This is a genomic window from Cerasicoccus frondis (genome assembly GCA_031296915.1).
Classification (GTDB): Bacteria; Verrucomicrobiota; Verrucomicrobiia; order Opitutales; family Cerasicoccaceae; genus Cerasicoccus; species Cerasicoccus frondis.
Genome location: JAVDPC010000018.1, coordinates 81,857 through 105,407, shown reverse-complemented (window position 1 = coordinate 105,407; position 23,551 = coordinate 81,857). Strand labels below are relative to the sequence as shown.

At 55.0% G+C, this 23,551-nt stretch carries 16 protein-coding genes; 7 read left to right on the top strand and 9 right to left on the bottom strand.

From position 1 onward, the window contains the following. Window positions 1–9: 9 nt before the first annotated feature. A complete protein-coding gene (locus RBB63_RS14635) occupies window positions 10–2,190 on the top strand; it encodes an NHL repeat-containing protein (RefSeq protein WP_309385564.1) in 2,181 nt (726 codons plus the stop codon). 35 nt (window positions 2,191–2,225) lie between these two features. Here the strand turns inward: RBB63_RS14635 and RBB63_RS14630 are convergent, their stop codons facing one another. From RBB63_RS14630 to RBB63_RS14620, 3 genes are all read right to left on the bottom strand, one after another. Further along, on the bottom strand, window positions 2,226–3,164 hold the full coding sequence (locus RBB63_RS14630) for a tellurite resistance TerB family protein (protein ID WP_309385562.1): 939 nt from the start codon (window positions 3,162–3,164) through the stop codon (window positions 2,226–2,228). A gap of 75 nt (window positions 3,165–3,239) precedes the next feature. Continuing rightward, entirely contained in the window at window positions 3,240–3,989 is a 750-nt protein-coding gene (locus RBB63_RS14625; protein ID WP_309385561.1) for a 16S rRNA (uracil(1498)-N(3))-methyltransferase, read from the bottom strand. Window positions 3,990–4,233: 244 nt separating this feature from the next. Continuing rightward, the gene (locus tag RBB63_RS14620) at window positions 4,234–5,256 is read right to left on the bottom strand and encodes an MlaD family protein (protein ID WP_309385560.1); all 1,023 of its coding nucleotides are present in this window, start codon (window positions 5,254–5,256) and stop codon (window positions 4,234–4,236) included. A gap of 100 nt (window positions 5,257–5,356) precedes the next feature. On the opposite strand from RBB63_RS14620, the gene RBB63_RS14615 reads away from it, so the two are divergent. The 6 genes from RBB63_RS14615 (at window position 5,357) to RBB63_RS14590 (ending at window position 10,134) form a co-directional block, all read left to right on the top strand. Next, window positions 5,357–5,740, top strand: a complete 384-nt coding sequence (locus RBB63_RS14615; RefSeq protein WP_309385559.1) for a Crp/Fnr family transcriptional regulator — start codon at window positions 5,357–5,359, stop codon at window positions 5,738–5,740. A 41-nt stretch (window positions 5,741–5,781) separates the two neighbouring features. Then, entirely contained in the window at window positions 5,782–6,972 is a 1,191-nt protein-coding gene (locus RBB63_RS14610; protein WP_309385558.1) for a serpin family protein, read from the top strand. A gap of 132 nt (window positions 6,973–7,104) precedes the next feature. Continuing rightward, window positions 7,105–7,686, top strand: coding sequence for an RNA polymerase sigma factor (locus tag RBB63_RS14605; RefSeq protein ID WP_309385556.1), 582 nt, complete (start codon window positions 7,105–7,107; stop codon window positions 7,684–7,686). A gap of 81 nt (window positions 7,687–7,767) precedes the next feature. Beyond that, window positions 7,768–8,430 (top strand): hypothetical protein, encoded by a 663-nt coding sequence (locus RBB63_RS14600; RefSeq protein ID WP_309385555.1) that lies wholly within the window; start codon window positions 7,768–7,770, stop codon window positions 8,428–8,430. Between the two features lie 2 nt (window positions 8,431–8,432). After that, window positions 8,433–9,206: a DUF3106 domain-containing protein gene (locus RBB63_RS14595; RefSeq protein WP_309385554.1), complete on the top strand. Its 774-nt coding sequence runs from the start codon at window positions 8,433–8,435 to the stop codon at window positions 9,204–9,206. 469 nt (window positions 9,207–9,675) lie between these two features. After that, entirely contained in the window at window positions 9,676–10,134 is a 459-nt protein-coding gene (locus RBB63_RS14590) for an arsenate-mycothiol transferase ArsC (RefSeq protein WP_309385553.1), read from the top strand. Here the strand turns inward: RBB63_RS14590 and RBB63_RS14585 are convergent. From RBB63_RS14585 to RBB63_RS14560, 6 genes are all read right to left on the bottom strand, one after another. Continuing rightward, a complete protein-coding gene (locus RBB63_RS14585; RefSeq protein ID WP_309385552.1) occupies window positions 10,131–10,811 on the bottom strand; it encodes an LON peptidase substrate-binding domain-containing protein in 681 nt (226 codons plus the stop codon). The genes RBB63_RS14590 and RBB63_RS14585 overlap by 4 nt on opposite strands. 51 nt (window positions 10,812–10,862) lie before the next feature. Further along, the gene (locus RBB63_RS14580) at window positions 10,863–13,301 is read right to left on the bottom strand and encodes a TolC family protein (protein ID WP_309385551.1); all 2,439 of its coding nucleotides are present in this window, start codon (window positions 13,299–13,301) and stop codon (window positions 10,863–10,865) included. Between the two features lie 2 nt (window positions 13,302–13,303). Continuing rightward, window positions 13,304–16,435, bottom strand: a complete 3,132-nt coding sequence (locus tag RBB63_RS14575; protein ID WP_309385549.1) for an efflux RND transporter permease subunit — start codon at window positions 16,433–16,435, stop codon at window positions 13,304–13,306. 4 nt (window positions 16,436–16,439) lie between these two features. Next, complete coding sequence (locus tag RBB63_RS14570; RefSeq protein WP_309385547.1) at window positions 16,440–17,567, bottom strand: efflux RND transporter periplasmic adaptor subunit; 1,128 nt, start codon at window positions 17,565–17,567, stop codon at window positions 16,440–16,442. Between the two features lie 72 nt (window positions 17,568–17,639). Then, window positions 17,640–18,023, bottom strand: a complete 384-nt coding sequence (locus tag RBB63_RS14565; RefSeq protein WP_309385545.1) for a hypothetical protein — start codon at window positions 18,021–18,023, stop codon at window positions 17,640–17,642. A gap of 20 nt (window positions 18,024–18,043) precedes the next feature. Then, window positions 18,044–23,410, bottom strand: a complete 5,367-nt coding sequence (locus RBB63_RS14560; protein ID WP_309385540.1) for an RCC1 domain-containing protein — start codon at window positions 23,408–23,410, stop codon at window positions 18,044–18,046. Between the last annotated feature and the right edge of the window lie 141 nt (window positions 23,411–23,551).

The following is a 23,551-nucleotide window of genomic DNA, read 5'->3' as shown; positions in this document are numbered from 1 at the left end:
TGCCTTTTCATGAATCATCCGCGACTCACCCTGACTACGCTTTCGACCCTTGCGGCGCTCAATCTCCACGCCGTTCGCACCGAGCAGTTGACCCAAAATTCCTACACGGACTTCTTTACCGGCGAGCTGGAAAACGTATCGCTCGACAACCTGGGAACGCTCAGCGCCGGGCCAGAGCTGAAGGAAATCCTCACGCTTGACGACGCCAATATCTGGACCGCGATCGCGGGGCCCAACGGCAAGCTCTACCTGGGCACGGGCACAGACGGCGTCGTATACTCAGTCGATCCCGCCGCCGAAGAGCCAACAGCTGAGGTCATCTACAAGCCGGACACGATCATGACACGCGCTCTGGCGCTCGACGCCGATGGCAATCTCTATGTCGCCACCTCCCCCCAGGGCGCAGTCTTCCGCATCGCGCCAGGCGGACGGCCCGAAGTCTTTTTTGACCCGTCCGAACTCTACATTTGGGACATGACTTTCGGCGCTGACGGCAACCTCTATGTCGCCACTGGCGCAGAAGCCCGCATCTACCAAGTCACGCCGGACCACCAACTTAACGACGAGCTTGAGCCATATTTTAAAAGCGACCGCACCCACTTCACCCGCTTGGCGTGGGATGAACAGGGCGCGCTCATTGCTGGATCGGGCCCCAAGGCTTATCTTTACCGCATCACGGGAGAAGAAGAGGGCGAGGTCCTCTACAGCGCAGGCACCGATGAAATCGCCAACCTGATGGTCAACGGCGAAGACATCTACTTCACCACTTGGCACAAGGGCGGCGGCAGCGACAAACCACCCAAAGACCTCGCCACGCTACTGGCAAAGTTTCAAATGAAGTCTGCCGATGGCGATTCTGATAACGGCGACGACAACAACAGCGAAAAACCAGCTGCGGCCAGTGCGCCCAGCTTCCTGCTCAAGCTCGACGCAGAAGGCTTTGTCTCGCCCGTCTGGTCCCCCGGCGGCGCCAACATGCAATACACAACGCTCACGGACGAAGGCCATTTCCTGGCTGGGTCCGACATCGACGGCCGCCTTTATTCAGTGACCAGCGCCGACCAGTGGAGCCTGCTCAACGAAGCCGCACGCGGAGGTGAAGTATCCAGCATCCTGACCAACGTCGGCCCCGATAAGGCCACCTACGTATTCACCAGTAACCCGTCCGCCATTTATCAACTCACCGATCCTGCCGAAAAACCCAGCTTCACCGCAGAGCCGATCGACGCTGGCGCAGTCGCCCGGTGGGGACGCATTCGCCCACTCGGCGCGCCAGCGCAAGCTTCCGGGCTGACCATCGAAACCCGCACGGGCAACGCCGCCGATCCAGACGACACCTGGAGCCCTTGGACCGCCTTGGATAACCAAGCGGTTGCCTCCCCCGCCGCCCGTTATTTACAGTATCGCATCCAGTTCACAGGCAGCTCCACACTGCGTGGGCTAACGGCCTATTATGGCACGCGCAACTTGGCGCCTTTGGTCGGCGTCATCAATGTTCTGCCCGTTGGCTTAAGCATTTTCACGGCGGAGAACTCCTCGCCGACCACGCTCAATCCCAAAGAGCTGGCCTACTCCGCCAAAACCACCGCCGCGCTGAACAAAGAAAAACCAGACGGACAAAAGGTTCTGGTCTCTGAAGCAACCGGGCACATCTCGGTTGCCTGGAAGGCATTTGACCCCAATGGCGACACGCTACGCTATTCGGTGGCGCTCAAACAAGACAGCGAGAGCGACTGGGTCACGCTGGCCGACGACCTCGCCGACAGCGCCTACTCCACGCCGACTCGTGGTTTTGCGGACGGCTACTACAGCTTCCAAATCACCGCCAACGATTCGCCCAGCAATTTGCCGAGCGAAGTCCGTAGCGGCTCCATGGTCAGCCAGCCGTTCCTCATCGACAACACGAGCCCGGACGTCACCTTGCACAACCAGACAAAGGACGCCGATGGCGCAACCGTCCTCGTATTTGCCGCCAATGATGAGTGGGGCAACATTAGCAAGGCCAGTTACCGACTGGACGGCCAACCGGCCATTGATGCGATCCCGACGGACCTCCTGTTCGATTCCAACGAAGAAGTCTTCCGCCTGATTTTACCAGGCCTCAAGGCCGGCGCCCACAGCATCGTGTTCGAAGCGCTCGACGAGAATAACAACCGCGGATTGGCCAAGACCGTTTTCAAAGTCGAATAACGGCGACGGCCAAGCCGCGTTACTTCCAGCCACTTTTATTCGTGGGGCTGGCTGACTTCGCGACGACGCGGGATGTGGATCATCGCGTCCTCAATGTCGCTGGCGTCGATCTTCAACAGGCGCGCAATGCGGTAGCACTCGTCGATCTCTTCCTTCAAAATGCGGCCATCAGCGGCGGAAATCGCCAGCAACGTCTTGAGCATGAGCTTACGGTCAACATCGGTAGTGGCTTCGTAAAAGCGGCGAACGACCAACGCCAAATCAAGCTCACGAGCCGGATCGCTCTCCATGATGGCGAGCACGTAGTTGGCGACTTCCGGGCTAAATTTCCACCGGCGGAGCATGTATTCCTTCGCCACTTGCTTTTCAGATGGATCCAGCGAACCATCGGCATTGGCCACCACCGCCAGCAAACAACCAATCAGGCAAATGCGGTCACGGTCGCCTTGAGGCACGTCCAGTTGCAATCCTTGCTCAGCAAAAAATACGCTCACCGAGGCCGGAAATCCAGTCGTCTTGTCTTCGGCAAACTGTGAAAAAGGCGAAGCGCTGTAGCTTTGCTTAAGCCGGGCCAGATGCGCCTTGATGACATTGCTCATCTCGACGTCCGCATCTTCCTCGGTGCCTTGCAAGATACGCGTAATTTGCCGCGCAGCTTTCACTTCCTCGGGCAGCACACGCCCATCGGCCAGGAATACCTGGCGCACGGATTTAGTGACCAGATGCAGCTGTGTGTCACGCGTGAGCAAACGCCGCAATTCCTGCAGTAAGTATATCCGCTCCGCGTCATCAACCGGATCTTCAAAATAAGTCTGCAGCCCCTCCCAGGACGTTTCGTTCATGTGGGGGAGACTGAATACAAAGTCTTTGAGGAAGTCACGCTCGGCGGGCTGAATCTCACCATCCACCCATGCGGCCGAAATGAGCATTTTGGCCAATGCCAGCGAAAATTCAGGTGAGTCTGGAGAGTTCATGGCGCTTTCTGCAGAATTTAGAGGTTAATAAAGGGGTGATTATCAGTCAATGACCTAGTTGTAAACCTTCATCCACTAAGTGAGTGAATTTTCATAGATCAGACAGTGGGCTTGTAGGGCCGATAATGCATAACACGCAGCGGTCTCGGCACGCAAAACATGTGGTCCCAAAGTGACTGGCAGAAAGCCCTGCGAGCGAACCAAGGCGTATTCTTCACGCGAAAAATCACCCTCCGGCCCAATGAGCACGCAGACCTTCTGAACGCCTGGCTTGACCCGGCCAAGAAGCGGCGTTGCTCCGTCCTCCAAGCTGGCGACCAAGCGCAGTGCGCCTCCATCGCCTTCGCTCAGCCAGTCAGCAAGCGCGATAGGTGAGCGGACTTGAAATCCGGCGAGGTTGCCGCATTGCTTCGCCGCTTCAATCGCAGTGGTTCGCCAATGAGCGGCCTTGGATTCTGCACGACTGTCATCAAGACGCACCTCACTATGCTGCGTGAACAAGGGCACGACGCCAACGGCGCCAATCTCCACCGCGCACTTAATGACAGCATCGAGCGCCTTCCCTTTGAGCAAAGCGATCGCCAGAGTGAGCTCCACTGTTGGCTTGGCGACGGGTAATTCTGCCTCGATCCGCACCTGCGCCTCACGGCCAATGCTTGCCAACGCTCCCTGCCAAGCGTGGCCTGCCCCATCGAACAAGGTGACGGCGGCCCCCACCCGCGCACGCAGCGCCTTGGTCAAGTGACGGCCTTCGGCAGCGTCCAGCTCAACTAATGCGCCAGCAGTCAGGGCGCCTTGGGGATAATAACTGCGGAATCCAGCCACGCCCATAAACTATGCGCCTGAGGACGCATGTAAAGTCCGCGAAACGAACAAAGAAAAAGGCCGCCCAACGGGCGACCCTTCTCTAACCTAAATGCAAACTACAAACTAGACTGAAACTAACGCTGAACTAACTGGTGTTAGCTTACATAAAGTAAGACGACGCCTAGTTGAATTTCGTTCAAAAAAATCGGAGAAAAATTAAAAACTTTTTAATAAAATTTTTAAACAACTCTATACGAACGACTTAAAAAAGCGCACTCGCTAAGATTCCCACGGCGGTAATGGGGCCGCTGTCGTCAAAACGGCTCACCGCGCCGTTGACCTTGCTGAGCGTGTCCTGCGCTTGCACGTACAGATCGTCGTCGTTCAGGAAGCGGCCCAGCGAGCTTTCCTGTGAGTTCAGCTTGCTTGAAAACTCCTTCACGTTCGCCACAGCCACCTTGATATCCTCGCCTGTTTGCTGGTCGTAAATAATCGTGCCCAACGCGCCCTTGCCTTCCTTCACCTGATCGACGATGGACTGCGCCTCAGTCATGAGGGCCGAAGCGTTGTTCGCGGCGATTTTGATGTCGTCAGCCGTCGTCATGATCTTGTCGTAGGCGGCCGGGTCCTGGATCAGCTTGCCGATCGTGCCCTTGCCACTGGCGATGTCCGCACTGATCTGATCAAAGTTCGCCAACGTGCTTTTGATCGTTTCACGGTTCTCGATGACAATGGCGTTCAAATTGGAAAACAGGTCGCCGTCACCCGAGTCGTCGGTCGAACCGCCGCCCGTCAGACCGCTCAAGCCGTCTAAAGACCCTTCGACCTTGGCGAACACCTGATCAAGCCGCTCGCCGAGCTGCCCCACTTCCGCCACAACATCGTTGAAGCCGGGGGTCTTAAATGTCCCAATGGGTTGCCCCGCCGCCAGCATCTCCGTGGAAACGCCTGGCACGATGGCCACGTAATTGGTGCCCAGCAAACCAGCGGTGGTAATCGTCGCTTCGGAATCCGCAGGAATTTTGATATGGTCGTCGACGAGGAGCACCGCAACCGCCCGGGTGCCGTCGAGACGGGTTTCAGCGACGTTGCCAATGCGCACGCCGGCCATCCGAACCTCGTCACTGGCCTTGAGCTGTTGCAAGTTTTCAAAAGTGGCCTCAAGCCGGTAACCAGCCGCTCGTTCCAGGCGGCCGCCGGACAAGGTTTCATAGGCAATCCAGATCAGGGCGACGCCCAGGACAAAAAACAAGCCGACTCGGATAGACTGACTAGCGGTATTCATATGATGCAGACTTTAAACGAAATGTAATTTTTAGCAAGCGAGAGATGACTTGCGCAGTTGCATGATTGCGTTATCTGTTTTGAGCAGCAATATTTCTTTCATGGATCGGGAATTCGAAGTCGAAGCCGGCAACACAATCATCGAACAAGGTGAGCAGGGACAGGGTTTTTACATCCTGAAATCCGGCGCGGTCGAAATCTACAAAGACGGCCTCTTGCTGAATGTTCTGATGTTCCCCGGAACAATTTTCGGCGAAATGGGCGACATTCTCGGCAAACCGCGCACGGCGACCGTCCGCGCCAAGACGGATTGCCGCCTGGTCCACTGCGGCGACTCCGATGTGGAGTCACTCATTGCCCAACGCCCGCAAATCGCGGTGAAAATCATCAAAACGCTCGCCGCCCGCTTGGAGCGCACCACGCAAAAACTTGCCGACCAGTTTAAGGAACCACCCGTTTGGTCCGTTGAACCTGGTAATAAATAAAACACTCCCTCACGGCAAAACCAGTTTCACCCCTCCCAACGTTGCTCGTAAATCCATTAAGAATCACCCGTGCGATTCCATTCGTCCGGGAATTTGGCTGGCTCCTCTTGCTGGCCTCAACCACCGTATCGGCAGACCCCAATGCTTCGCTGGGGCTCCTGCAGGCCGTTAAAAAACAGGAAACGCCCGCCCTGGCGCCCACTGCGGTCCTCGACATGCTCGGGCTGCTTTATTTTGGCGCGGAAGGCCGGACTGAAGCCCAGTTGGGCGCGCTCTTTGGCGGCAAAAGCCAGGAGGAAGTCGCCGCTGCAGCCGCCAAGGCCCAACGACAACTCCCGGGCTACCAGCGCATTGGATCCGTATGGTTCGACGACCGCGTGGCCGTAACAACTGATTTTCTCAAAGCAGTTGAGCAGCAATGGCAGTTTTACACCAGTTCCGCACCTCTGCGCACGGACGCCCAAGGCGCCGCCGAGCAAGTAAACTTCTGGTATGGCCAGAAGACCAATGGCCACATCAACGAAGTGGTCACCGCCGCCAATCTTGCCGATCAGCCCGACATGCTCGCCGTCATCGCGACCGCGCTGGTCTCCCCCTGGAAAGATAAATTCTCGCCCGGCGCCACCTTCAATGGCTGGTTTTACCGTTCGTCGACCGAGAAATTTATGGTCGAGACGATGCAAGGCGTCGCCAAGCGGCCATACTTTGCCGATGACGCCTTGCAAATCGTCGAACTGGAGTTGGAAGCCAAGGATTTTGCCGTTTTAATCTGCCTCCCCAAGGACGCCAGGCAGTTTGACGCCGCTCTGGCGAAGCTTAATGGCGCCTACCTGAGCGATACAATGGGCAAGCTCAAGCCCACCGAGGTGAAACTTGCCCTGCCCAAAGTCAGCTTCAAAAACAGTCTGAACTGGCGCGAGGTCTTTGTGAACTCACGCTTGTCGGCGCCTTTCACTGCGGGGCAGGCGAATTTCTCGCGGATCAACAACAACGACCCCGCCCCCCTCTACATTGCCCAGTTGGTCGAGGAAGTCGAAATCCGCTGGAATGAAAATGGCGTGTCGGCCAGCTCCACCACCAATGCCTTGGCAGCGCCCTGGGGAGAGAAGCCTGCCGCAGTCACCGTCAACGCCAACCACCCGTTTGGTTTCCTCGTCTACAATAAGGCCGAGAAAGACATCGCCTTCGCCGGCATCATTCAGTCTCCCAGCCAGATGGAAGTTGCCCAATAGCGGTTCTTCAGAAAAAGCAAATGAGGGCGCAACTTTTGCGCGGACCATGGGTTACAGTGGGTAGTGATAGCTGCTCACTCCCAGATGCTTCCAGCTTGGCAATGCGCATCGGGCCACCCTAGTATGATCAATATGTCCGACGCCCCCCCCACGCCTGCCGACTCCACCGAGCCGGATGTCGATGCTGAGCGCATGCTCCGCGTGGCGCAGGGCGACCAACAAGCCCTACGCGAAATAATCGAGCACTGGCAGGGACCGCTGATCAACTTCTTCTACCGCTCGCTGCGTTCGGTGGAAGCCTCGGAAGACCTCGCGCAAACGGTGTTTATCCGCATTTACCGCGCGGCGGACCGCTACCAGCCCACCGCCAAATTTTCCACGTATCTGTTCCACATTGCGCGCCGCATCCTCATCAACGAATACCGGCGCCAAAGCCGCAAGCCGTTGGACGCAGTGGACCCGGCCGACCTTCACGCCAGCACGCCGGGCACCGATAAAATCCGCCTCATTGAGCTGGAGGAAGCTTTTGCGCTGGCGCTCGAAACCCTGCCCGAGAATCAGCGCACCGCAATCCTCCTACTCAAGCAACAGCAGCTCAGCTATGAGGAAATCGCCGCCACAATGGACGCCTCGGAATCCGCCGTGAAAAGCTGGATTCATCGGGCGCGCCAAAAACTAAAGGAAGAACTCGCCGATTTCTATCAACCTGAGTAAAGTTGCCCCGCAAGAAACATCTGCATAGATTTTTGAAACTTTTTTAGTCCGCCAGCGTTTGCGTTAAGTAGACAGCCAACCATGAAACCAGAACCCAACAGCCCGGATCCCCTGGATGCGCTCTTCAAGAGCCAGCCCGTAAAGCCCCCAGCGGACTTTGCGGAGCGCACGCTCGCGCGCCTGGAGGACGAACTTGCGGCCCGCCCCGATCCATCGGCGCTGGACGACGAGCTCGACGCGCTGTTGGCCGCGCAACCACTTCAGCCCCGCGCCAACCTCGCTGACCGCGTGCTCGCTGAGCTCGACGCTGAAACAGCCAAGGAACCGCAGGACAATAAAGTCGTTGGCTTCCCCTCCTGGGTTGTCGCGCTTGGGTCTATTGCCGCGCTCATGGTGCTCGGCATGTTCAGCTTCATCATGCTGTTTGACCACGCCAAGCAGCAACAAGGCGGCGCCAACGGCGGAACAATGGCCAAAGTGGAGCAACCGGCGTTCGATACGCCAGCAGTCAATGAGCTCGATCTCAATCCAGTGGAGACGACAACAGTGTTCGAGATCCCGGCCACTGAGACCGACACGATTGAATACTATGCTGAGGTGGAGCCCGCTGTTGGCGACATCCTCCCGGAAAATTCCGAAGTCGCCGAGTACGAGACCGTGCTCTCACTGGATGAAACCCTGGAAGACGCGCTCATGCTCGCCGATTTAGAAACTTTGAACAGCCTTCAGGCCTTCCTCAACTAGCCATGACGCCGCGCCATTCCATAAGCCGTTTCCTCCTGGGTCTGACCAGCAGCGCCTTGCTCATTGGAATGCTGCAGGCGGAAAATCAACGCTACCCCGGGCTGCACGCGCCTTTCGGTTCGCCACCGCATCAGATGGAGCAGGGTGGCGACAGTCTCCCCCCGCCCCCTCCTGGGATGAGGCCGGAAAGTGCGCAAGACCGGCAACAGGCAAAGAAGCTTCTGGACGAAATCAACGACTCCAGCGCTAATGCGGCATCGGCCGACGAACGCATCAGCATCGAGCAATTATACGCTCTTCAGCGCTTCCTTGAAATGCCTCCGGAGCAACTGGCGAAAATTCGTCAAACCATCGAGCGCGTCGAAACGATGTCCGATGAGGAAAAAGCAGCAATCCGCGCCAAGATCGAAGCCTTCCGTAATTTACAGGAGGACAAGATTCAGAAATTTCGCGATACGCACCGCATGTGGTCCGACCTCAAGCCCGAGGATCGCCGCCTCCTCCATCGCTACGTGATGAGCCTGCCCCGCGAAGAAGCGGAAGCCATCCGCGAGTCCATTTCCCAGATGAGCCCTGAGCAGCAACAGGCCGCCTTTCAAGCGCTGCTAGAAGACGCCCGCGTGGCTGAAGCTGAGGGCACATTGCCCTCCATGGCGGACAACATTCGCAAGTGGCGCAAAGATCGCCGCGAAGGCGATGACAACCGCTGGCGCAAGCGCGAGCGCGAACCCCAGCAGGAAGAGCCGCTACCTGGCCCCCCTCCGGAATTGCCCTGAGTCGCCCAACCCGAAATGGGCTGAGCTTGGCGCGCTGTGCGCTAAAAATTCTATCATCTGGATATGCCTGAACATGATGGGCTTGCGCTAGAATCAACCGCTTGTGTGCGATTCTTTTGAACGAGAAGCCTGCTTTCGCGTCTATATATGCGATACACCCCATCGTATTCGCACGCTCCCCTGTGGAGAGTGTAAAGTAGCGTAGCATAGCAACCGAAGTATCAGGCAGGACCTATTTCAAGGTATCTGTCGTCTGTGTAGAGCCGTCCTCCGCCCGGGGGACGGTTCAATGCATTTTAGGGAGTGTTTTCCGCTTTAGGCTTAGCCGACGAATAAGTTTTGCGGATTGAAACACAGTCGCCAACTGACTGGTGCCCGCTTAAGTCATCAATGCGGTTTGCAAAAAGGCGTTTCTGAGTTCCATTTCTGAAATCACTTTTTATTTTTACTTTGCACAACCGAAAATTCCATGAGCGGCATCGAACACGAGACACGACGCATCCTATTTATTTGCACTGGCAACTACTATCGCAGTCGTTTCGCAGAAGGCTTGTTTAACCACCATGCCAGCGAGCGTGGCTTGCCATGGTGGGCGTATTCCCGAGGGTTGAACATTAACTGGATCATCGACAACAGCCAGATCTCCCCGTTTACCGAGGAGGCGTTTCGCTCCAGAAACATCGACCTGAGGCACACCGGCACACGCCGCATGCCTCTGTCCTCGTTGGACTTAAAGGGAGCCGAGCGTGTTATCGCGCTCAAGCGTGATGAGCATTTTCCGATGCTCGCGCATCAGTTTCCCGGCTGGGAAGAACGCGTGGACTACTGGGCTGTTCACGACATTGACTTCGCATCGGCTGAAGTCGCATTAGCGGAAATCGAAAACCACGTCCACCAACTCCTCGACGAGTTGGTCGCCAGCGCTTAATTGCGGTCCAACCGATCCTCTTTCAAGTTGCCACGCAGTTGTTTCTCCAACCGGAGCTGGTCATTCGTTCGCTGCAAATAATCCAACAAACGTCGATAACGACGGCGGGTATCCAGAGTCTCCAGAAGCTGCTGCTTGGTGTCGCTGTCGTCGCATAGCGTGAAGCTAACCAGGTCGAGATAAGTCTCAGGATCAGCCAGGTCGTCAAGAAAGTCGTAGATCTCCGCAGGCTCCTCGGTGGCCAGGCATTGTCGGCTACGCACTGCATCGGCCAGTTGGCTACGCATGTCACTGAGCGTATCATCGCCCCCCCCAATAGAGCTGAGGGCTTCAAACTCCCCCAGACGATAAGGCTGCTCACGCACGATGCGGGAAAACTTCACGCGCGCAAGTCCCTGCAAAATCAAGTGCGAGCAACCATCGTCCTCCTGATGGCTGGCGCGGATGACCCCCACCGTCGCCACCGGAAAAGGGGGTTCGAATTCACCCGTTGACTGGCCACGCAGCACATCCTCACGGGCAACAACAAAGAGTCGGTCCCCCTGCAGCGCCTCTTCGAGCATCTGCCGGTACCGCGGCTCAAAAATATACAACGGCAACATCGCATGCGGAAAAAACACGGTGTTCGACAACGTCATTACCGGCAATGTCCGTGGGATGCATAGATCAGCGTTCACACCTTAAACAGTAGTCGCTCAACCGCAGATCGCAAACGAAAGCCTGCATATTTATGGAGCTGTCGGGGCAGTGGCGCCCACAGGCTTTGGCGGATCGATGAAGGTTTTGACGGTATTGAGCCACTCCTCCTGCTGCTCAGGCGTCGATAAAAACTCAAACCAATTAATGGCGCGCATGTAGTCCACCAAGTCTTCCAAAAAGCCGTAAGTCGAAAGCACTTCGTTTTGCTTCTGCACAAAGGCCTGGTTTTGCGCATCCAGCAAATCGACAATGCTCACCCGACCAACCCGATATTTCTCCGTGACAATGTCGAGGTTCTTCTGAGCGCGGTCAGCTGCGATACGGCTAAAGCGGATATCGCTGTAGGAAGAACTCAGCGCATAGAGTGAGTTCAGCACCCGCTCCTCGATAATCTGCCGTGTGAAGGAGCGGTCGTATTCGCGCCCACGAACTAACGCCTTTTGCCGCAACACATTATAGACGCGGTTGCCGCCTTCGAAAATCGGAATGCTTGCCTGGAAGACAAATTGCCATTCGTCAGTCGGCGTATTTGCACTGCTGGGCAGCGACTCGTAGGAGTCCTGCTGGAAAGTGTTCAGGTAATTGAAATTCACCCCCACGGACGGCACCAGAAAACTGCGCTTCGCGGCGCCCAGGCTCAGCTCTTGCGCGATGACGCGGCGGTCCGCTACGTCCAGCTCCGGCGCGTGGGACATCGCATACTGCATCGAAAACAAGCGAAAACGCTGAGCCCGCGATTCACTGGTGATCAGCTCGACGACGCGGCGCGATGTGGTGTCAAAGGAATCCGAACTCAGGCCGATTTCCTCAGCGTCCCAAACGGTCGCCAAATCATCGGCGCCCATCACGCGGTTCAATGCAGTCAGCGCGGTCTGCACCTGGCTTTCCGCCAACGCCACAGTTGATCGATCCGATGCCTCCTGCGCCTCAAAACGGTAAACTTCCTCCGGGCCTGAGGTGCCCACATCCAAACGCACCCGGGCGAGCCCCAGGTTGGTCCGAGTGACATCGAGGTTTTCTTTCGCAATCGCCAGGATTGACTTGGCCGCCAAGTAGCGCAGGTAAGCGACTGCGGAGACTTGAACCGTATCCGACTCCAAACTTTGCTCCTGATATTGAGCTGCCGCAGTCTCCTGCTCCGAAATGCGGTAGCCAGTCACGATATCGTCATCATAAACCATCTGCGAAACGCCGATGCCCACGCTGTTCGATTGGCGCGGAATGGTTCCCAGCGAATCGCGCGCCTTGGCGTCATTGTTGCGCGTGTATTGGTAGACCGCGCTGACCTGCGGCAACATCTGCGACAGCGCCTGCCGCTGCGCTTCATAGACCGCATCGGTGTCTTCGCGACGCGCGCGCAGTTCGTAGTTGGTCTGCACGGCAAAGCCCACGGCCGACGTCAGGCTCAGTGGCTCGGCATTGATGCTCGGCGCTTCTCCCCCCACCAGCACTGCGTCGAAGAGCATGTCTGTCGGCAGGTCGAAGTCGATGCCCGCTGCCGTGACAACGTTCACGTAGAGCTTTTTTTCCACCCGGAAAAGCGCGTCAATCTGAGTTGCGGTCCGACCTTCGAGTAACTCTTTGACGTTGAGCGCGGCGCGACGCGCCAGCTGTGTGCGCAGGTTTGGCATCGTGCCAAAAAGAAATCCCTGGGCCACACCCGTCTCACCAGTCATCGCAAATGTCGGGATGGCGCGCGCATTAACGCCCGTCACATAATCGTCCAGTTGGTCCTCGCTGGGGAAACGCAAAGGCGGGAAAAAGAAGATCGCCTCCGCGTGGTCAGGCGTCGCCTTCAATGAGTCAGCCGCCGTCGCGCTGAGCGGCACAAAGCCATGCTCGATGCCAAGCTCGGCATCCATTTGGTTGAGCAACGCCTGGACCGCGCTATCCCCCTGCACATCCTGCAAGTAAGCGTCCGTCACTGCGTAGAGAACTTTCTTAAACCCCACCAGTTCGTGGAACTGCTTCACGTCATCATGCAGCGATATGTCCGATACGATGACGGATAGGTTTGGAATGGTGGAACGGCCATTTTTAATGAACGGCGCCACGATTTTCGGGTCCTGCACATACGCGCCGATGCAGGGCTTTGTCAGTGGCAGAGCGCCACTGGCCGCCTCTTCCAAGCTGAAGTAGCCCTGTAAAATAACCATGTCGATGCTGGCGTCATCCAGCGCGCGCTTGAGCGCGATCCGGGCGCCGCCGGGAAACCAGTTGGCGTTGAAGTCCGCATCTTCGCGGAAGGAGACCTCGTATTTACTCTTAAGAAGCGCGGTGGTCTCCTTTTTGACCTCATCGATCATCGCATCGAGGATGTAAGATGGACCGTCCCGCACGATCGCAATGGTCAGCGGAGTCTTCACCTCTTCGATGGACGCATCGTTCTGCGCCAAACAGGGTGCGGCCAGAATCAGGCAGAGGCCCATTGTGCGCAGCAGCGCGTAAAAACAATTCTTCAGCAACATGATCAATCAGGAGTTTGCTCAGCCAACTGTGGCTTACGGCCAAATTTTTCAGAGACAGTTTGCACCACGTAATAAAGCATCGGCACGACGACCACGCTGATCACCGTCGCGACCACCATGCCGCCAAACACGGCCGTGCCAATCGCTTTGCGACTTTCCGCACCAGCGCCCGAGGCGATGAGCAACGGAATGACGCCCAAAATAAACGAGAAGGCCGTCATCAACACCGCCCGAAAACGCAGGCGCGCCGCCGTTAGCGCCGCATCAAATATCGGCATGCCCTCATCACGCTGCGCCTTGGCGAACTCGACGATCAAGATTGCGCTTTTCGTCGATAAACCAATCAGCAGCACTATGCCAATTTGCGTGTAAACGTTGTTGTCGTAGCCACGGGCCATCAGCGCAACCACCGCGCCCAGCAACGCCGTCGGCACGGAGAGACACACGGAAATTGGCAACGTCCAGCTCTCATACTGTGCGGCGAGAACGAGGTAAACCAAGATGATCGCGAGTGCGAAAATGATCGTCGTTCCACCTTGCGCAATCTTTTCCTGGTAAGATAAATCGGTCCAATCGTAGCCGAAGGCAGCGGGTAAATTACTGCTGGCCATGTTTTCAATGACTTCCATCGCGGCCCCCGAACTGAAGCCCGGCGCCGGGCTTCCCATGATTTTCACCGACGGATACATATTGTAGCGGGTGATGGTCTGCGGACCGAGCGTCTCCTCGACATTGATGAAATTCGCCAACGGCGCCATCTCCCCTCCGGGCGTCTTAATCTCCAAATTGCCGATGTCGGACGGCGTCGAGCGGTAGTCACTGCCAGCCTGAGCGTAGACCTTGAACACGCGCCCGAAGTCTGTGTAGTCGTTGATATAATTAGAGCCGAGGTAGGTCTGCAGCGCATCCCAAATACTGCCCAGCTGGATGCCGCGGTTCATCACCTGCTCGCGGTTTACATCGATGAACAGTTGCGGCACATTCGCCCGAAACGGCGTATACATGCCCGTCAGCGCGGTCTGCGCATTCCCGGATTCGATCACGTAATCGGCTGTCTGCTGCAACGTCTGCAAGCCAACCCCCTGACGATCTTCCAGCATAAAAGTAAAGCCGCCACTCAGCCCCAAGCCAGGCAAAGATGGCGTTGGAAAACTGAACGCCAGGCAATCCTGCAACTGGCTAAGCCGACGGTTCAGCCCCATGATAATCGCTGACTGGTGCTCCTCTGGCGGGCGCTCCGACCAGTCCTTAAACACCACCACGGCAAAGCCGGTATTTGACGTCACCGCGCCATCGATCAGCGAATAGCCGGAAATCGTCAAGTAGCGCGCAACGCCTGGCACGCCTTTGACCACGTCGTCCACCTGATCCATCACAGCCCGGGTACGGTCCAGTGCGGACGCCTCCGGCAATTGCACGCTGGTCAGGCAATAGCCCTCGTCTTCTTGGGGAACGAAGCCACCGGGCAGATTCACAAACCCCAAACCGGCCAGCACCACGAGCCCCACGAAAATCACCAAACCTATTGCCGCCTTGCGCAAAGCAAACTGCACCAAGCTGCCGTAGCGCTTCGTCGTGCCATCCATGCCTTTGTTGAACATGCGGAAAAACCATGGCGTCTTGCCCGAAGACTTACGCAATAACACACCGCAAAGCGCGGGGCTGAGCGTGAGCGCATTGATCGAGCTAAAGACCGTTGCGATGGCGATCGTCAGCGCGAACTGGCGGAACAAAGTGCCGGAGATCCCGCTTAAAAACGCAGTGGGAATAAACACCGCGAGCAGCACCAGGGTGGTCGCAACCACGGGACCGGAAACTTCCGTCATCGTTTTCATCGCCGCTTGCTTCGGGCTCAGGCCATGCTCCTCGATGTTCAGCGTGCAATTTTCAACCACCACGATGGCGTCATCGACCACAATGCCGATCACCAGCACCAAGCCGAAAAGCGTCAGCGTGTTGATCGAAAACCCCATCACCGCCATCACCGCAAACGTACCGATGAGCGACACGGGAATCGTGAGCGAGGGGATCAGCGTCGCACGGAAATTCTGGAGAAAAACAAAGACCGTGAGCACAACCAGCAGTAGCGTGATGAACAACGTCTCCACGACCTCGGCGATGGACGCGCGAATCGCAACCGTGTCGTCATACACGATGTCGTAAGCAACGCCCTTGGGAAAATTTTTGGACAACTCGGCGAGCTTAGCCTTCACGCCGTCGACCACCTCGATCGCATTCGCGCCCGGTATCTGGTAAATCGCAAACGCCGCGCAGTCCTGCCCATTGAAGCTCGACGCCAAGCGATAGGATTCAGAGCCAACCTCCACCCGCGCAATGTCCTTAATCCGCAGTGCGCCGCCATCACCGGTTGAGCGAATGATAATTTCCTCAAACTCGGCCGGGTCCACCAGACGCCCCTGCACATTCACCGTCAATTGAAAAGGTTGACCGGGCGGCGCCGGCGGCTCGCCAATAGAGCCCGCGGCAACCTGCACATTTTGCTGCTGCACAGCGGACACAATTTCGTTCACCGAGACCTTACGCGCAGTCATCTTTTGTGGGTCGAGCCAAATCCGCATCGCGTATTTGCCCACGCCGAACGTCTGCACTTCGCCAACGCCATTGACGCGGGCGACTTCATCCTTGATTCGCAGTTCCAGGTAGTTGGATAAAAAGACATCGTTGTAAGTCCCATCCGGCGAAGTAATCGCGACGTACATGTTGGCCACCGACGATTTCTTTTTTACCGTGACGCCCATCCGCTGCACCTCTTGCGGCAGCTGCGACTCCGCCTTGGACACGCGATTTTGCGTCAACACGTTCGACATGTCCTGATCAACCCCTGATTCGAAGGTAACGGTGAGGCTCATTGTGCCGTCATTCGCCGATACGCTCGACATGTAAATCATGTTTTCGACACCGTTCACCTCCTGCTCAATGGGCGAAGCAACTGTCTCGGCAACGGTCTGAGCATTGGCGCCCGGATAAACCGCCGAAATGGTCACCTGAGGCGGCGCGATTTCCGGGTAACGCTCAATCGGCAGCGAAAGGTAGGCAAAGCCACCCAACAGCATGATGACAATGGAAATGACCGCAGCAAAGATCGGCCGACGTATGAAGAAGTGGCTGAACATCCGCTTACTCCGGCTTCGGGGTGGCCTGGTCTTCGATTTTCACCGGCATGCCTGGTCGAGCCCGCTGGATGCCGTTGACAATCAACTTTTCGTCAGCCTCCAAGCCCTCGGTTAAAATGATGCCCTCCTCGACCCGCGCGCCCTTCTTCACGTAGCGGGTTTCGACGAGGTTGTCCGCACCCACGACCAGCACAAAGTCGCCGGCCAAGTCCTTTTGGATCACGATCTCCGGCACCACAATGGCGTCTTTTCGCACGTTGCCAAATTTCAGGTTGCCGAACAACCCTGGGTAAAGGAGACGATCCGGATTCGGGAACACCGCACGGATTTCAATGGTGCCCGTTAGCGAATCCACCTGATTGTCGGCATAATCAACCTCGCCTTCGTGTGCGTAGATTCCGCCATCGGCCAACTCCAGCGATACCTTGATGCGGGCGTCCTTGTCCTTGGCCTTGAGCGAGCGATCCAGTTTCTGGTATTTCAGGAAAGAGCGCTCATCCACATTGAAATAAAAATACATGGGGTCAAGGCTGACGACCCGGGCTAATGCGTCACTGACACCGGGCCCCACCAGATTCCCTGGGCTAACAAACTCGCGCGAAACCTGCCCATCGATCGGCGACTTGATCTTCGTGTAGCCAAGGTCCAATTTGGCGCGCTCCACTTCCGCCTTCGCTTGCTCCACTCCACCTTTGGCCAGATCGAGATCCGCCTCGGACTGCAGCATCTCGAGCTCGGATATTGCCTGAGTCGCAAAGAGCTCCTTGTTGCGCTTATAGGTGGTGTCCGCCAAGTCTCTCGACGCCACGGCGCTGGAGAACTTACCCTGAGCTGCATCAAAGTTTGCCTGATATTCGGCGGGATCGATGGTGAAAAGCAGCTGATCCTTGGCAACCTGTGCTCCATCCTCAAAATCCTGACTCTGCAAAAAACCCTTTACGCGCGCCACGACATCCACGATTGCCGCAGCGGCCGTCTGGCCAGGCATGCTGTCGTAGACCGTCACGGTTTGCGGCTGAACGACTTGAACCGACACAGTGGGCGGCGGCGGTTCAGCGAATTCGTTACGTTTAGGACATCCGGTCAGCGCAATCGCCCCCAGACCGATAATGACTAATTCACAATAGCGCATAGCAACAGTTTCACCTACACTATGTAGGCACTGATTCTCGCCACTGCAACCCCCGTTTATCGGGTGTAAGTTTTATCGCTTGCCGGGCAGGAAACAAAGCGGCGCCAAAACCAGCACGCCCAATGCGATCACAACATACATCAGCCCACTGAGATGGACGCCATAAAGCGCGAGCAAAGCGACCGCACCGGCGGGAAACACCATCAGCATTGAATACATCCCATTCCACTTCATGTCATTCAAACGACGAATGGCTTGAGTCAGTAAAATCGAGACGCCGAAGATCCCGACCAGGATTGCAAGGAAGATGATTAACCCGCTGAGGTGGTGGTTTGTGTGCAACCATAGGTTGATGCCTTCCGCCAAGAGCACAGAGACCACTGATATTATGAGAAACGAAGCAAGAAATCCAGCGGGCCCGCGCGTCCCGCGCATGTCGAGGTAGGAGTTAATCATGGGGCAATCAGAACTGTGGCTTATTGATTCGGTATGGCAACCACGGCTACATTGGAATAGGTCCCCGTTGTGCCCGCAGAGGAAACTGGTCGCACACGATAGGTATAGGTATTACCGGCCGATACCGACTCATCATCGTAACGGAAAGTGCCACTTTCCAACGGAGTCAGAAGCACACCTATCAGCTCAAAATCAATAGCAGTCCCCAATCGACGTTCTATGTGGTATGCGCCGTTAAGCGTATCGTCATTCGGGTCATAGACCGCAGCGCCAGTCCAGGTCAGAATTACAGACTCTAAAGATGAATCTTCATAATAGATGGTGCCAGTGAGGTCATCGGGCACGGTACTCGGTTGGGCAGAATTGGACTCAATTTGTAGTCGCATAAACCGCGCACCATCATAGGGCACCGAATCACGCACTGTAATACGAGCCGTGTAGACCTGCTGAACGCTCGAGACGTTCCCCTCCAGAGCCATAACCACAGGCTCATATATCAATCCGTTAAACCCTGTCAGACTCTGCTCACCATTCACAGCCGTGTAAGGCGGTGTAATGGACAGTATAGTCGAAAGATTATTCGGATCATCACCTGCTTGAACATTGATGGTCAAATCTGACGCACGAACATTGAAGTCAAAGGTCATGGCTAAGAAATCCTCCGAACCATACGGCTCAATGTTATAATTAAAGATGCCGTTTGCATAATCAGGACGATACAATGGTGCTGTTTGCGCGTAATCCTCCTCGCTGACTGGGTCATATCCAGGCGTCGGATTCAAACCCAGCGCATAAGCCATGAGAGCCGTTAATTCCGGATAGCCAGGAACTAAAGCAGCATTTGGATTCGTCAAGCTTAGCGCAGGATCAGCAGTAATGACATACCTACTGAAAGCAAATTGACTGGTGTATAAACCATAGTTTTCAAACAACAAAGTTAACACAGTATCATTAAAGGTAGCCTGATAGGTGACAGGAGTAATCGTAAAGAAAGAACTCGTTAACCAAGATAAATTAGTTTCACTCGATTCCAGAATATTGTCAAAAACATCGACGTTGATGATGAAGAAATATGAATATAATTCTATATCATAAAGGTTTTCATCTACTTCATTATCATCTTCGGAAGTTCCTGCTGGAATGGACCCAAGCGCGACCAAGATATCTCGGACACTGGGTATTTCGAGTTGGTGAACGACGTGTGAACTCCCCCCATTGGGATACTGCGCACTCAGTTCTGGCAAGAACAGGCTATGCTCGATAGCGTCATATATTTTAATGGGAATGCTGTTCGTGGCCTCATCGCTAGTACGCAATTTGGCATACATGCCGACCTCTACTGAAAATTCGTCAGACTCGGTTATAGTCCCTAGGCCAAGATTCCTGATGTCGTATTCAATGTAACTAAGCTGTTCAGGACGATAAGGGTAAGTATCTGAAAACGTAATTGCGTTGCCAATGGATAAATCCGGAGCGCGCACGATGACAAAGCCAGGTCCTTGGTTATATTCATTGTTATTGAGAGTAAACTCGCCCTGCTCAGCGGATGAATCAAAACGCACCAACACGTAGTAATTACCGGCTGGCGTCGTAAAGGGCAGATTCAGCTCAGCCTGGAAGATAATCTGATTGCCACTGCTCAGCACATTGGACTGAGCAAAATTGCCGAGATTAACGTCGTCGCTATTCCCGTAAATCTGGTCCAATGACAAGTGGACCGAAAGATTCGTGGGATCTAGAAAATCATCAGTCGTGCTTGCGGGCGAACCGACATCGAAGTTGGCGCCGACATTTTTGACCGAGACCGAGATGGGCAAACGGCCAGTCCCTTCAGCGTCATCCAAGATATAAGTGCCTTCAGTCAAGACAACGGACTGAATCGCCATATCGACATTGGATACCGGAACAAATATGAAGCTATATGCCGTCGGCGCAACACGCGCATAGGCGTCCCCGTCAGCACTGTTTTGCGTGTAGGTCCACTGAATCTTCCACGGATACGGATAGGCCGCGCTGTCATCTGCATCGTAGAGTTCCGATTTCTGATTGATCACAATGCTTTCCGTTTGGTAACTGGTGACGCCACCGACAAGCTCAACCGTAAAGGGACCTGCGCCACTCGCCGCAGGGATAGGTGCATCGTTAGCTGCAAAGAGTGTATAGCTCAGAGTATCAGCGTCTCCATCGTTCTCGCTCGTAGTGGAGCTGATCATCCAAGGCGCTAAGATGACGCCTGCACCATCCAATTTTCCATCCAAATCAGCAGCGCCCAAATCAAAGGTGAAGGACTTGGATTCAGTTTGAGGGACTCCACTGATTTCGTAGGCCTGCTCATTGGGCGCATTGGTGTCTACAATCTGGACCCAATCACCCGGATCAGAAATGACTGGGATCAGGTTTGGATTTGGATTCGTGCGATTAAACACATTCGTATCCGGTAATGGATCCAAAATCTGCAAGCCATCAATGTAGGCGTTCGCATTTGGATTATCGCTCGTTTTCGAGTAGCTCCAACGAAGCGTATGCGGACCTCCACTCACAATGAAGGCTACCTGCTGCCAGGCAGAATTCCCCGTCAATGTTGCGGTCGTAGCCGTCACCCCAAATGCCTTAGTGGGTTTCGCCTGAACAACGCCATCAATAGAGAAACTGAAGGTATCGAAACCTGCATCACCATCGGTGCGCCACCAGAATTTAACCAGGGACGTGCCAGTGAAATCATAACTCAGGTTCATGATAGCGCTGTCGCCTGCGGCAAAATCACCATCGTCAAGGTCAATTGAGACAACGCGACCATCGCCTAGAGGAGAGCTCTCATCGTCGACTCCAAGAAACACAAAAGAGTTGGAATCGGGCACAAAATTTGGCACCTCAAGATCGACTCGCGCATAACCGTTTACGCTGCTGCCGCCTTGTATGTAGGACCAAGTAATCGTCCATGGATAAGGATGGTTTTCCCCATCGACATACAAATCCGATTGTTGGTTGATGACAATTTCCAGCGGCTGGTAATTAGGCTCGTAGTAATCCAAAATCGGAGCGCTGCCTACAAAATCGATTGTGTTACCATCTGCATCAGTCAGTGAGTAACTGATGGAACCATCACCAGCGTTGAGTAGCCAAGGTGCGGAAACATTTGTAGGCCCAACAACCTGCAAAGACATCTCCCTGCTTTGGTTATAAGGGGACTGCAGCGCATCGCCATTGAGCGCGAATTGGTCAGAAATATATTCCCACTCACCAGACTTGCCAATATCATCTGATTGGCCCTGCAAATCGCCAAAACCGATGGCTGGCGCAACCGAGTTCGGAGATTTGATACGAACCACCTGCGTTAAGTAATTATTCTCGGTGACCCCATCTTCCTCCGACGGCGAGTCGCCCTCATTCACTACGAAAACAATCATGAAGTATTCACGACTATTTTGAGTATCGGGCACATCCAAAGTGCTGAAACCAAAATCGACCAATACTGGCGGGGAGCTGCCGATTTCTGCATTATAGGCATTCAGACCGCCGCTATAAATAGTCTCACCGGAAGGAATCAATTGGACGGACTTATCTGAATCGGTGAGTGTGTCCTCAGAAGGATCAAAATCCACATTATTGATCAAGTAAGCGCTGATGGTGATGTCCGTGAGCTCGGGCACGATGCCAATCGTGCCGTTTGTCATCTCCAGTGTAACGTTGGTAAAATCTTCGCCGTAATCGATGGTCGTGCCATCTTCAAAGCTGAGGTTTTGCAGCTGTATGTCCGGGCGCACGATCGTGATTGCAGTCGAGTCAACCGTGCCATCTGCAGGATTTACGCCCGTATCATCGGCAAAATAAACGCGACTAATCAGGTAAAAAGTTCCAGAGCTTTTGTCACCGGGAATGGTGACCGGGAAAAAGGGCAGCTCTTTACTATCGCCTACGTTCAAATCGTCCGAAACAGTGACCGAACCCAGTACATCGCCAGGAGAATTCGGATTATAAGTCGACGATGTCGACAGGTATAGAGTCACATAATAAGTCTCTTCAATGTTGACGGAGCCGGTGTTTTCAACCGTAACAATGACCTCCGTCGAAGCATTAACCCCCAACGTGGCAGAATCGATGGTCGTTCCAGAAATTTCGATCGATGCGCCATCAGCCGTCGTCTTGACCAACGTGTAGCTCGTTGAGTAGGAGGTTGAACCGTTGCCCAACTGCCCGGAGACGTTGCCCCCAAGTGAAAAAATGCCTTCTGCTTGATTCGTCGGCGTCCCTGCCAGCAAGGTAAAGCCGATAACCTCAGTGCCATCAGGCAAACTACCGCCTGAGCCAGCCACATCTCGGCCACCGTCAACGGAATTGAAAACACCCGAAGCCATCAGAGTTGGTGAAAGGAGCCGGTAATTATAGGGCATGCCAGATAGATTAACGGTCACATCAAGGCCAAGCTGCTCACTGCTATTCAGCCCCCAACCATAGGCCATGCCAGAAGAATTAATGGCATAACTTTGGCTTGAACCAGCGGCAATGTAAGTCCAATCAGAAGCAGTCCCGACACGGGTTGGCGTAGTTTTACTGGTCGTATTACCAAGCCCCAATTGGCCAACTGCATTAATGCCCCACGTATAAATCCGCCCATTCGTAGTCAAGGCAATCACATGGTTATCACCAGCTTCAACTTCGGCCCACGAAATGCCAGTGCTTCCAGTAACCTGAACTGGTGATAAAAAATTTGATGGAGTTAAACCGAGCACGCCAATGGCGCCACCGCCCCAAATCCAAAGCGTGTTGTCACTGCGCACAGCCACGGTGAACTGATTTCCAGCAGCTACATCAAGCCAGGTGGAGGTTCCAACGCGAATCGGCGTTTCCACAACTGTGTCATCGAGGCTTTCCGCTACTGGATCCTGAAAAACACCTAATCCCAATTGGCCTAATTCGATGCTGCCCCATGCGTATAGATACCCCAACGAGTTAATCGCCAATGCGTGATCAGCGCCGGCGGCAACCTCGACTGCGGAATTTGCGATGTTGATCGACGCAGGAGAGGACTGGCTCGTCGTGCTGCCGATGCCAAGTTGGCCGTAGGTATTACTCCCCCAGCCATTCAGATCCCCACTGTCTGTAATGCCAAACATGAAATCTGGCCCAGCCTCAACGAGGCTATAAGTCGAATTGGGGTCGATAACCGTAGGCACCGGATTGGTGCCTCCAGTTGTCCCCTGGCCCAATTGACCCGTATCATTGAGTCCCCATGTTCTGAGGGTGCCAGACCTGACGGAGGCCCCGAATTGGTCGCCTGCGGTGATCGTGCCAGCCCCATGCAACGTGCAAATCGCCATCAAGGCGCTCCCGATCAGACTTAGGGATTTAGCTGAATGCTTGAGAGAAAAAATAGTTCTAGAATTCATGACGTCTTCCTTTTGTGCAACGCGCCCCGGTAGTTTATGTAAATAACACAACGGCCTGTTTGTGAAAAGACAGATTCGCTGAGCGCGTGTGTTAGCATATCGGATTCACTAGAGTTTAACAGAATTCAGATTTGCGCAGGC

Excerpts from the sequence above, each read along its gene's own strand:
- RBB63_RS14600 (WP_309385555.1), top strand. The coding sequence starts at position 7,768 with ATGAAACCAGAACCCAACAGCCCGGATCCCCTGGATGCGCTCTTCAAG.
- RBB63_RS14630 (WP_309385562.1), bottom strand. The coding sequence starts at position 3,164 with ATGAACTCTCCAGACTCACCTGAATTTTCGCTGGCATTGGCCAAAATG.
- RBB63_RS14635 (WP_309385564.1), top strand. The coding sequence starts at position 10 with ATGAATCATCCGCGACTCACCCTGACTACGCTTTCGACCCTTGCGGCG.
- RBB63_RS14620 (WP_309385560.1), bottom strand. The coding sequence starts at position 5,256 with ATGAATACCGCTAGTCAGTCTATCCGAGTCGGCTTGTTTTTTGTCCTG.
- RBB63_RS14560 (WP_309385540.1), bottom strand. The coding sequence starts at position 23,410 with ATGAATTCTAGAACTATTTTTTCTCTCAAGCATTCAGCTAAATCCCTA.
- RBB63_RS14565 (WP_309385545.1), bottom strand. The coding sequence starts at position 18,023 with ATGATTAACTCCTACCTCGACATGCGCGGGACGCGCGGGCCCGCTGGA.
- RBB63_RS14580 (WP_309385551.1), bottom strand. The coding sequence starts at position 13,301 with ATGTTGCTGAAGAATTGTTTTTACGCGCTGCTGCGCACAATGGGCCTC.
- RBB63_RS14575 (WP_309385549.1), bottom strand. The coding sequence starts at position 16,435 with ATGTTCAGCCACTTCTTCATACGTCGGCCGATCTTTGCTGCGGTCATT.
- RBB63_RS14570 (WP_309385547.1), bottom strand. The coding sequence starts at position 17,567 with ATGCGCTATTGTGAATTAGTCATTATCGGTCTGGGGGCGATTGCGCTG.
- RBB63_RS14595 (WP_309385554.1), top strand. The coding sequence starts at position 8,433 with ATGACGCCGCGCCATTCCATAAGCCGTTTCCTCCTGGGTCTGACCAGC.
- RBB63_RS14605 (WP_309385556.1), top strand. The coding sequence starts at position 7,105 with ATGTCCGACGCCCCCCCCACGCCTGCCGACTCCACCGAGCCGGATGTC.
- RBB63_RS14615 (WP_309385559.1), top strand. The coding sequence starts at position 5,357 with ATGGATCGGGAATTCGAAGTCGAAGCCGGCAACACAATCATCGAACAA.
- RBB63_RS14590 (WP_309385553.1), top strand. The coding sequence starts at position 9,676 with ATGAGCGGCATCGAACACGAGACACGACGCATCCTATTTATTTGCACT.